8 protein-coding genes, 2 pseudogenes and 1 other annotated feature are annotated in these 9961 nt (G+C 51.6%); of the genes and pseudogenes, 8 read left to right on the top strand and 2 right to left on the bottom strand.

Going from position 1 to position 9961, the window contains the following annotated elements:
• Window positions 1-200: 200 nt before the first annotated feature.
• Window positions 201-383, bottom strand: coding sequence for a hypothetical protein (locus AD948_RS01040; protein ID WP_061470318.1), 183 nt, complete (start codon window positions 381-383; stop codon window positions 201-203).
• Between the two features lie 262 nt (window positions 384-645).
• Between AD948_RS01040 and AD948_RS01030 the strand changes: the two genes are divergently transcribed.
• The 3 genes and pseudogenes from AD948_RS01030 (at window position 646) to istB (ending at window position 3124) form a co-directional block, all read left to right on the top strand.
• A protein-coding gene (locus AD948_RS01030; RefSeq protein WP_156478879.1) for an IS3 family transposase occupies window positions 646-1856 on the top strand; the annotation gives its coding sequence in 2 pieces (ribosomal slippage) (window positions 646-931 and window positions 931-1856; 1212 coding nt in all).
• Window positions 924-1040 (top strand) — a sequence feature (AL1L pseudoknot). It overlaps the preceding gene by 117 nt.
• Before the next feature lie 40 nt (window positions 1857-1896).
• A pseudogene (locus AD948_RS01025) lies at window positions 1897-2349 on the top strand (IS21 family transposase); the annotation flags it as partial.
• The gene (istB, locus tag AD948_RS01020) at window positions 2339-3124 is read left to right on the top strand and encodes an IS21-like element helper ATPase IstB (RefSeq protein ID WP_029606259.1); all 786 of its coding nucleotides are present in this window, start codon (window positions 2339-2341) and stop codon (window positions 3122-3124) included. The pseudogene AD948_RS01025 and the gene istB, both read left to right, overlap by 11 nt.
• A gap of 64 nt (window positions 3125-3188) precedes the next feature.
• Here istB and AD948_RS18930 read toward each other — a convergent pair whose 3' ends face one another.
• Window positions 3189-3530: a restriction endonuclease subunit S gene (locus AD948_RS18930; RefSeq protein ID WP_408736050.1), complete on the bottom strand. Its 342-nt coding sequence runs from the start codon at window positions 3528-3530 to the stop codon at window positions 3189-3191.
• A gap of 62 nt (window positions 3531-3592) precedes the next feature.
• Between AD948_RS18930 and AD948_RS01015 the strand changes: the two genes are divergently transcribed.
• The 5 genes and pseudogenes from AD948_RS01015 to AD948_RS00995 form a co-directional block, all read left to right on the top strand.
• Window positions 3593-4504 carry an IS1595 family transposase gene (locus tag AD948_RS01015; protein ID WP_061470314.1) on the top strand — a complete coding sequence of 304 codons (912 nt, stop codon included), beginning with the start codon at window positions 3593-3595 and terminating at the stop codon, window positions 4502-4504.
• 110 nt (window positions 4505-4614) lie between these two features.
• Window positions 4615-5808, top strand: coding sequence for a DNA damage-inducible protein D (gene dinD, locus AD948_RS01010; protein ID WP_248845866.1), 1194 nt, complete (start codon window positions 4615-4617; stop codon window positions 5806-5808).
• A 138-nt stretch (window positions 5809-5946) separates the two neighbouring features.
• On the top strand, window positions 5947-8727 hold the full coding sequence (locus AD948_RS01005) for a class I SAM-dependent DNA methyltransferase (RefSeq protein WP_061470312.1): 2781 nt from the start codon (window positions 5947-5949) through the stop codon (window positions 8725-8727).
• Entirely contained in the window at window positions 8724-9557 is an 834-nt protein-coding gene (locus AD948_RS01000; RefSeq protein ID WP_061470311.1) for a hypothetical protein, read from the top strand. Before AD948_RS01005 ends, AD948_RS01000 begins: the two co-directional genes overlap by 4 nt.
• Window positions 9554-9961, top strand: a pseudogene (locus AD948_RS00995) (DEAD/DEAH box helicase family protein); the annotation flags it as partial. The gene AD948_RS01000 and the pseudogene AD948_RS00995, both read left to right, overlap by 4 nt.

Here is a 9961-nt window from a genome sequence, read left to right as displayed (position 1 = left end):
ATGGGCATTCTGTCTCTCACTGTGCGTGCTGCTGGTCCTTATATTGTCAGCGCCACGCAGGCTGTTCAGTCTGCCTCAAAGTCAGCGTAATAATACAGTCGACTTAAACTGATGGTAGGCTCTTCCTTTTTTAGGGGGAGCCTATTTTTTTATTGTTATATTGTTTCTGCAATAATCATGCTTTTTGGGAGGTGAAGTGATCAAGGGCTCATGGAAAGAGCCACGCTAGGGATGTGCAGGTTTGTTGTAGCCTGCCAATTCTGGGAGGCTGGCCTCGTGGTGAGTAAAAAAGAAAGTCGCTTGATTTCCTGACGGGCAGCGTCTTGTTCCGCCTTATGCTCTTGTTTCCATTGTTCAATGCGCTTTTGCTGGGTCTGTGCCATGTTTTCGAACCTCTGGTCGAGCCATGGTGTCAGTTTCTAAGAGTCCGCTATAGCTGAGAACTCAGTATCGTGGTTCTTTTTGAACTGTTCCAGTGCTGTCTGGTCGTTTTCATTAGAGGTGGGCCCGGTTTTTCAGACAGGGCGATAAGCTATAATCCGACCTGAGAGAGGACGGGTTTTATGGGCAAGGTTACGCGCAAGAGGTATTGAATTGCTCCGGGTTTTGTGGAGACAGAACGACCCGAGAGGTAAGAGTATAGTCATGAGCAACAAATCGAAGCGTTTTCCGCCTGAGTTTCGTGACCGTGCAGCCCGCATGGTTCTGGAGGAAGAGAAGAACCATCCTTCGCGGTGGTCTGCGGTGATGATGATCGCTCCAAAGCTGGATATTCACCCTGACACGCTGTCAAAATGGACCCGTCTGCATGAGCGGGCCAACGCGCCTACGGTGAGTGACCTGCCTGATCGGGAAAAGATCAGGCAACTGGAGCGAGAGAACCGCGAATTGCGGCAGGCCAATGAAATCCTGCGTAAGGCTTCTGCGTATTTTGCCCAGGCGGAACTCGACCGCCGGTTCAGGCCATGACGGGCTTCATTGAGGAGCATCGGCAGACATATGGTGTCGGGTCAATCTGCAAGATCCTGCCGATTGCGCCATCTGTCTATTATGCAACCATTGCCAGGCAGAAAAATCCTTGTGCGCGCAGCCAGAAAGACAAAGAGCTGTGCGATGAAATCCGCAGGGTATGGAACGATAATTTCTGCGTGTATGGAGCGCGTAAGGTCTGGCATCAGCTCAGACGCGAAGGCAGGACTATCGCCCGCTGCACGGTAGAGCGGTTGATGCGCCAGATGGGACTGAAAGGCGTCATTCGTGGCAAGGGCGTCAGAACCACCCGGCCTGATCCGCAACGTCCGTGCCCTCAGGATCTGGTGCAGCGCCAGTTTCATGCTCCAGCCCCCAACTGGCTCTGGGTTTCGGATTTTACTTACGTTTCCACATGGCAGGGCTTTGTGTATGTGGCTTTCATCATTGATGTGTTTGCCCGCGTGATTGTGGGCTGGCGCGTCTCGTCCACTGCCCATACCGACTTCATGCTGGACGCCCTGGAGCAGGCTCTGTGCCAGAGGCAGCCTGAGGGAAAAGTGACCCATCATTCGGACCGCGGCTGTCAATATGTGTCCATTCGCTACACGCAAAGACTGGCTGAAGCGGGCCTTGTTGCTTCTGTCGGTAGTGTTGGGGATTCCTATGACAACGCCCTGGCAGAGACCATTAACGGACTTTACAAAACCGAATTGATCTACCGGCAGGGGCCGTGGAAAAACAGGGACGCGGTCGAACTGGCAACACTTAAATGGGTCGACTGGTTCAATCAGCGGCGGCTCCTGTCCTCCGTTGGAAACATCCCGCCAGCAGAAGCTGAAGCACGCTTCTATGCACAACAGAAATCACATGCTTTAGCCGCTTAAATCAGATAAAAAATGTCTCCATAAAACCCGGGGCAATTCAGGACGTGTGCTGTGCGAGCATGGCCGGATCATTGAACGCTCTCACACTGCGTCCAGTCGAACGGTTTATGACTGGCGCCATTATCTGGCCGTCCTTCAGCGCAAACCGGGTGCCTTGCGCAATGGTGCGCCATTTGCCGAATTGCCTCAGGCCTTCCGTGTCCTGCAGGAGCATCTCCGCAAACGGACTGGTGGTGAGCGGGACATGGTCGAGGTCCTAGCCCTTGTGCTGCATCACGACGAACAAGCCGTGCTTTGCGCGGTGGAACTGGCACTTGAAGATGGCGTCCCGACCAAAACGCACATCCTCAATACGCTGCATCGTCTGACGGATGGCAAAAAAACCGCGACAGCACGGATTGAGACGCCGCAGGCCCTGACACTTGAACGTGAGCCGCTTGCCAATACCTCCCGCTATGACGCCCTGCGTGGGGAGATCCGCCATGCGTCATGATCCTGCTGCTGGCGCTCTTGTCGTCATGCTCCGCGGCCTGCGGATGTATGGCATGGCTCAGGCCACGGAAGAACTGACCGAACAGGGCGCTCCGGCCTTCGAAGCAGCAATCCCGGTTCTCTCCCAGCTTCTGAAAGCAGAACTTGCAGAACGGGAGATACGCTCCATTGCCTATCAGAAAAAAGCGGCAAGGTTCCCAGCCTATAAGGATCTGGCAGGTTTTGATTTCTCTTGTGCCGACATCAACGAAGCGATGGTGCGTCAACTCCATGGGGGCACCTTCATTGACCATGCCGAAAATGTCGTTCTGATCGGGGGACCGGGCACAGGAAAAAGCCATATCGCAACAGCTCTTGCCATGCAGGCGATCGAGCATCATCGTAGGAAAGCCCGCTTCTGGTCCACGGTCGATCTTGTGAACGCTCTCGAGCAGGAAAAAGCCGCCAACCGGTCAGGGCAGATCGCAGACCGTCTCCTGCGCCTTGATCTCGTGATCCTTGATGAACTCGGTTACCTGCCGTTCAGCGCGTCAGGTGGGGCTCTTCTGTTCCATCTGCTCAGCCGTCTCTACGAGCGGACCAGTGTCATTATCACAACCAATCTGGGCTTCGGGGAATGGGGCGATGTCTTCGGAGACCCCAAAATGACAACAGCCCTCCTCGATCGACTGACCCACCACTGTCATATCCTTGAGACAGGAAATGACAGCTACAGGTTCAGAGCCAGTAGCGCCAAACCAAAAATCAGAAAGGAAAAGGCAGAAACACACGCTTGAATATCTCCTCAAAACAGGAGACATACACAATCAGGCCGGGTCAATTGCTCATGAAAAACCCGGGTCAGTTCTCAACGAAAATCAACACAAAGTATTTTGAAATCATGTTCTCGTAATGTTGAGCAACCCTCAATGAGGGAAGCGTTGTTGAAATTGTAGAGAAGGTCTGCCGTGTAATAGTGTCAAAAACAGACCCATGTGTGTTGTTTTTCAGTTCAGTAAGAATATTTTTTAATGCTTGTAGTATGAAATATTGCCCGTAACCATTAGAGCCTCGAATGCCATAACATGATTGGTTCATTGTCATGTCGCCCGATGTTAAGGCTAATTTCCCTACTGTGCCACGAGCAGAGATTATAACTGTGTTTTCAGGTAAGATGGATGCTGCGCTATTATTGGGATTTATATACCTGCTTGACCTCGACCTGATTTGAGATTAGATTTCTCCGTATAGCGGAGGAACGGAATATGATTCCAGAGGTCAGCAGCCTTTTCGAGCTTACGGAGCTATTCCCGGACGAGCAGTCCTGCCGCGATCACCTTCGCAGCATCCGGTGGCGTGATGGAGAATTCTGCCCTCATTGCGGGGGCAACAGGATCTATCATTTCAGTGATCGCGAGACGTTCAAGTGCGGCAACTGTAAAAAGAGATTTTCCATCAAGGTCGGAACGGTCTTTGAGGACACGAAACTCCCTTTGCGTAAGTGGTTCATGGCAATCTGGCTGATTACCAACCATCCGAAGGGAATTGCCTCCACTACACTCGCCAAAGATCTTGATATCACTCAAAAAAGCGCGTGGTTTGTTCTCCAGAGGCTGCGCTATGCAACAGTCACAAAGTCTTTCAATGCCCCTTTGAAGGGAACGGTCGAGGCCGATACGACCTATATTGGCGGCAAGGAAAAGAACAAGCACAGCAAGGATCGCAAGGGCGGAACGCAGGGCGGTGCGGGAAAAGACGTCGTCCTTGGCATTCTTGAACGCGACGGCGAATTGCGTGCCGGGCATGTCGAAGACACCAAGGGACCGACCATGAGAGAGGCCATCCGGGAAAACGTGGAGGCCGGTTCAGCGCTCATGACCGATGAAGATCGGTCATTCAAAGGGCTTGGCAAGGACTACCGTCATCAGGCCGTCAACCATTCGGCGGGTGAGTATGTTCGGGAACAGGCGCACACCAACGGGATTGAGAGTGTCTGGGCGCTCCTGAAGCGCCAGATCGTGGGTGTGCATCACTGGGTGTCTTCGAAGCATCTGGATCGGTATGTCCAGGAAATGTCGTGGCGTTTCAATCGCCGCGATATGAGGGCTGGTGCCCGAATGAACGATATGTTCGCCTGCGTCGAGGGAAGACTCCGCTATCGGGAACTTATCGCGTGAGTCCAAAATCTTCGTCAGGAAAAGATCTTTCCGAATTTTCGTTCGCGGAAGCGTTGGAACGACTTGTCCGCACTGACCTGAAAGAGCTTGCTACCGTTGAATCAGCCTCCATGAAGGAGTCTGAAATTGATGAAATGGTCGCCGCTTTCGAAAAAGCGTCACACAGGAGTCACGAGGGGAGCGAATACTGGTTCGCACGCGACCTGCAAGATCTTCTGGGATATGGAAGCTGGGGCGCGTTCAAAAATCTTCTCGCCCGTGCCGCAGAAGACTGCCGGAAATCGGATCAACCAATCGAAAATCACTTCGAAGGTGTTGTGTCAGAAGTTGCGACATCGACCGCGAAGCGCAGCGTGCCGGACATCAGGTTGTCCCGGTATGCCTGCCATCTTGTCGCAAGAAACGGCGATATCAGAAAGAAGGGCGTGGCATTTGCCCAAGGCTATTTCATCGTTCAGGTGGATGCACCGCAGGGCACAGACGTTACGCATAACGTCCTGTCAGCAGAAGAAGACGACAGGCGCATCCTGATCCGGAATCTTGTCAGAAAACACAACAGACAGCTTGTGAATGCTGCCAAAGGCGCAGGTGTCACCAGTCAGGACGATCTCGCTCTTTTCGAGAGCAATGGGTATTCCGGCCTCTACGGCAATCGAACGGTCGCAGAAATCCGGCAGATACGTGGGCTATCCGAAAATGCCAACCTGCTTGATCGCATGGGCAGCACGGAGCTTGCCGCGAACTTCTTTCGGGTAACGCAGACCGAGGAGAAGCTGCGTCGCGAGGAGATCAAAGGCAAGCGGAAAACGAACCTGGCGCATTATGAGGTCGGACGGCAGGTGCGCGAAGCCATGCTGAAGATCAGCGGCATCCCGCCAGAGAAGCTGCCGCTTGCGAGTCCTATCCGAGGCGCGGCCAAACGGAAGGCACGGAAAACTGACGGAACGACCGATCAGACGGAGGATGAAAGTCCACAGGAAATCGACCTGAAGGCCGATCTCTGGAAATATGCCTTGCTTGTCATGGCGACACGGGACGATGGCTTTATCACGACAACGGAGCTTATTGCCGAACTTCCAAAATATATCGCCGTTCCCGATGAGCATGGCGATATGTTGAGGGGTCGCCGTGATAGTAAGTTTTCTCAACTTGTGCGCAATCTGAAGTCACATAGGAAATCGTATTCCAACTTCATCTTTCGCGGATACGCAGAAAGTATCCCTGGCGGCTTTCTGATTACCGAACGCGGTCGGGAATTCCTTCAGTCCTATTTTATTGAGGGTAATAGAGATGACTTGTCCTGATGCGAAAGTCACAACGGACCTTACCCACAGTCCGCTATCTTTGTAGAATCTGTCCATCGGAATAGCGCGAATCAACACAGCGTCTTTTTGAAAAAAGTTGTCGAAAGGGATGGCCCGGTAAACGGTCAGGCAAAGCATATGAGCATGATAGAGATTGAAGAGGCCGTATCGGCCCTCGCCGAACAGCCATTCGATGCCAATGAATTCCCTTACCTTTTCCTGCAAGCATTTGGAAACAAGGAAACCACGCTCAAGCGGCTTCGCAAGGGCGATACCAATAAGTCCGATCTTATCGCTCCCGAAGACAGTCCTTATCGCGGCGTCCTTCAGACCAACAATATCCATATCGCCGTTGCGCCATCCGGCGAAGTTACGAAGACGCTCTCAATACTGAAGGCAAGTCCAGCAACCGCAAAAGCCAAGGCGAAATTTGTCCTCGCAACTGACGGTGAAACCCTCGAAGCCGAAAATCTTGCATCAGGCGAAGTGATTGCCTGCACTTATGTTGATTTCCCAAATCATTTCGGCTTCTTTCTCGAACTTGCAGGCATCACGACCACCAAAGCAATCCGTGATGAAACCTTCGATATTCGGGCTACCAGTCGCCTGAATCGCCTATATGTAGAACTTCTGAAAGATAATCCTGACTGGGCTAAATCTGAACGTGACCATGACATGAACCATTTCATGGCACGGTTGATTTTCTGCTTCTTTGCTCAGGATACGGATATTTTCGGCGGCGAAAAGAGTTTTACCGTCACCGTCGAACAGATGAGTGCAAAGGATTCATCAGATACTCATACAGTCATCTCGATGCTCTTTCGTGCCATGAACACTAAAACCGCTGACCGGAAAGCCGAGGGCCTGCCCCGCTGGGCTGACAAGTTCCCCTATGTGAACGGTGGTCTGTTTTCCGGGAGTGCAGACGTACCCTGTTTCAGTCGGATTTCTCGATCTTATCTTCTGCATATTGGTGGATTGGATTGGACAAAAATCAATCCTGACATCTTCGGGTCGATGATTCAGGCCATCGCTGACGATGACGAGCGTGGATCGCTCGGTATGCACTATACCAGTGTCCCCAATATCCTGAAGGTCTTGAACCCTCTCTTTCTTGACGATCTGCGTACTCAACTCGACAAAGCTGGGGACAATGCCCGCGTCCTGCTTAATCTCCGCAAGCGTATGGCACGTATCAGGGTTTTTGATCCAGCTTGCGGTTCAGGCAATTTCCTTGTGATTGCTTATAAGCAGATGCGCGAAATTGAAGCGGAGATCAACCGCAGACGCAAGGAGGCGGGGCGTAAAAGCGATATTCCGCTGACCAACTTCCGGGGCATTGAATTGCGCGAATTTCCAGCCGAAATTGCGCGACTTGCGCTCATTATCGCTGAATATCAGTGCGATGTTCTCTATCGTGGACAAAAAGAAGCTCTTCAGGATCTTCTGCCGCTTAACGCCGAAAACTGGATTACGCAGGGCAATGCGCTGCGCCTTGACTGGTTGGGTGTCTGTCCGCCAACTGGAACGGGCGTGAAGCATCATGCCGAAGACCTGTTTCATACCCCATTAGACCAACCGCAGATCGACTTCGAGAACGAGGGCGGCGAGACATATATCTGCGGAAATCCACCATATTTAGGCAGTCAGTGGAGAAATCCCGAACAACAGGCTGAAATGCATGCCGTTTTCTCCCGGCACACAGACTCTTATAAGGATTTGGATTATGTCGCAGCGTGGTTTCTCAAGGCTGTCGAGTATGGCAAACACGTAGAATGCGCAGTCGCCTTTGTTGCAACAAAGTCAGTGAATCAAGGTCGACAAGTCTCGATGTTATGGCCGCTAATTTTTGATTGCGGTTTTTCCATCTATTTCGCGCATAGGCCATTCAACTGGAAAAATATGGCTTCAAACAATGCCGGAGTTACAGTTGTAATTGTTGGATTAACTAACTCTCGCATTACAGATCGGTACATCTTTGATCATGACACAAAAAGGCTGGCAAAGAATATAAACGCATATCTTCTTGATGCTCAGGACGTGATTGTATCGCAAATGAGCCGCTCTATCAGCGGATTACCGACGATGGATTACGGAAATAAGCCAGCAGACGGAGGCAATCTTATTCTCTCTCATAGCGAAAGAGAAGCGATGCTGAGCAGTTACCCGGAGGCCACGATTTTACTGAAAAAACTTGTTGGGTCACGTGAGTTCACTTCTTCAACCAACAGATGGTGTTTGTGGATTGAAGACGAGCAACTTTCTCTGGCGATGAGCATTCCGCCCATTGCCGCACGGATCAAAAAAGTAAAAGAAGCTAGACAAGCCAGCAAAGGAAAGCAGTCACAAAACAAGGCTGATGAGCCCCATAGATTTGTCTACACGCCTCACAAGGATACAGTTGCTCTAATTGTTCCAAGTATTACTAGCGAAAATCGAGAATACCTTCCGGTCGGATTGGTAAATAATGATACCATTGTCTCCAACAAAGCGGCTGTCATATACGCACCACCTCTGTGGACTCTTAGCATTGTTGCCAGCCGGTTGCATACCCAATGGATCGGTGCAGTTTGCGTTCGAATGCGGAGTGACTTTTCTTATTCCAACACGATTGGCTGGAACACCTTTCCGGTGCCAACACTGACCGAGAAGAACAAGGCCGACCTAACACGCTGCGCCGAAGACATCCTCCTGGCCCGCGAGGCGCATTTCCCAGCCACGATCGCTGACCTCTATGACCCGGAGAAAATGCCCGCTGATCTACGCGAAGTCCATGAGCGCAATGACGAAGTGCTTGAACGCATCTATATCGGTCGCCGTTTCCGCAATGACACGGAGCGTCTGGAAAAGCTGTTTGATCTTTATTCGAAGATAACCGCCAGAACGGGAACAAAAAAGAAGAAGGCAGGCGCAGCATGAGTAGCCTGACGGAAATCGACAAGAGATACCTTGAAAATCTGCTTGGAATGCAGAGCGGCTACGTTCTGGACTATTCTGACCCCACTTTTCATGAGTTCTTTAATCGGCATGGAATCGATATTCACAGTCAGAAATATCAGACTTATGGTTCATCCAAGGCCAAGAAGCTGCGAGCTTTCTGGGAGCAAGATTCTGACGTGCTCGTTGGACGAACGCTCGGTGAGATGCTGGATGTTTATGAGGTCAACTGTGTCCTGAACTCACGTCAGCCGGATGTGTCTATCCTCGAAAAATCCAGAGAAATTGTCGCGCGCCTTACGGGTTCACCTGTGGCGCCCCAAAAAGCCGATACTGTTGATGCATTTCTGCATAGTGAATTTTCCATTCCGAACATCCAGAAACTGCCGATAGAGGCCACTGCCGTTCCGATCATCGAAAATCGTCTGAATGAGGCACGCGTGGCAATGTCTGCTGGTGCGTATCTTTCGACCATTTTCCTATGCGGGAGCGTCCTTGAGGCTGTTCTTCTCGGAGCAGCACAGAAGGAGCCAGCACGCTTTAATCGTGCGTCGGCCAGCCCCAAAACTGCCGATGGCAGTGTGAAGCGTTTTTATGAATGGAGCCTCGCACAGTTCATAGATGTGGCGTGCGAGGTTGGCCTATTGAAACCAGACGTGAAGAAATTCAGTCACGGTCTTCGTGATTTCCGCAATTACATCCATCCATATGAACAGATGGCATCGGGCTTCATGCCAGATGAGCATACGGCGAAAGTCTGTTTCCAGGTATTGAAAGCCGCATTGGCCAGCGTTGCTGGAGAGAGAAAATGAACCTAGAATCAAAATCTGTTCCGTCAGTCTCGGTCGCTTATGCGGCAAATGGTAATTCTACAAAAGCCAATGCCCTGGGCATGCGGCCCATGCAGGAGCGTGCTTACGAGAAACGTGGGGAACAGTATCTTCTCATCAAATCTCCCCCTGCTTCGGGTAAGAGCCGGGCACTGATGTTCATTGCTCTGGACAAGTTGGCAAACCAGGGCCTGAAGCAGGTGATCATCGTCGTGCCGGAGAAATCCATCGGCGCGAGCTTTCATGATGAGCCGCTGAGCAAGTTCGGTTTCTGGGCTGACTGGCATGTCGAGCCCAAATGGAATCTCTGTGATTCACCTGGCACCGATGGCGGCAAGGTCAACGCGGTCGGCACGTTTCTGGAAAGCAGCGACCAGACGCTGGTC

The organism is Acetobacter senegalensis (genome assembly GCF_001580995.1).
GTDB lineage: Bacteria > Pseudomonadota > Alphaproteobacteria > Acetobacterales > Acetobacteraceae > Acetobacter > Acetobacter senegalensis.
This window is presented reverse-complemented; position numbering and strand designations above follow the sequence as displayed.

Coding starts and splice junctions, on each gene's coding strand:
- AD948_RS01040 (WP_061470318.1), bottom strand. CDS start 383: ATGGCACAGACCCAGCAAAAGCGCATTGAACAATGGAAACAAGAGCAT.
- istB (WP_029606259.1), top strand. CDS start 2,339: ATGCGTCATGATCCTGCTGCTGGCGCTCTTGTCGTCATGCTCCGCGGC.
- AD948_RS01015 (WP_061470314.1), top strand. CDS start 3,593: ATGATTCCAGAGGTCAGCAGCCTTTTCGAGCTTACGGAGCTATTCCCG.
- dinD (WP_248845866.1), top strand. CDS start 4,615: ATGAAGGAGTCTGAAATTGATGAAATGGTCGCCGCTTTCGAAAAAGCG.
- AD948_RS01005 (WP_061470312.1), top strand. CDS start 5,947: ATGAGCATGATAGAGATTGAAGAGGCCGTATCGGCCCTCGCCGAACAG.
- AD948_RS01000 (WP_061470311.1), top strand. CDS start 8,724: ATGAGTAGCCTGACGGAAATCGACAAGAGATACCTTGAAAATCTGCTT.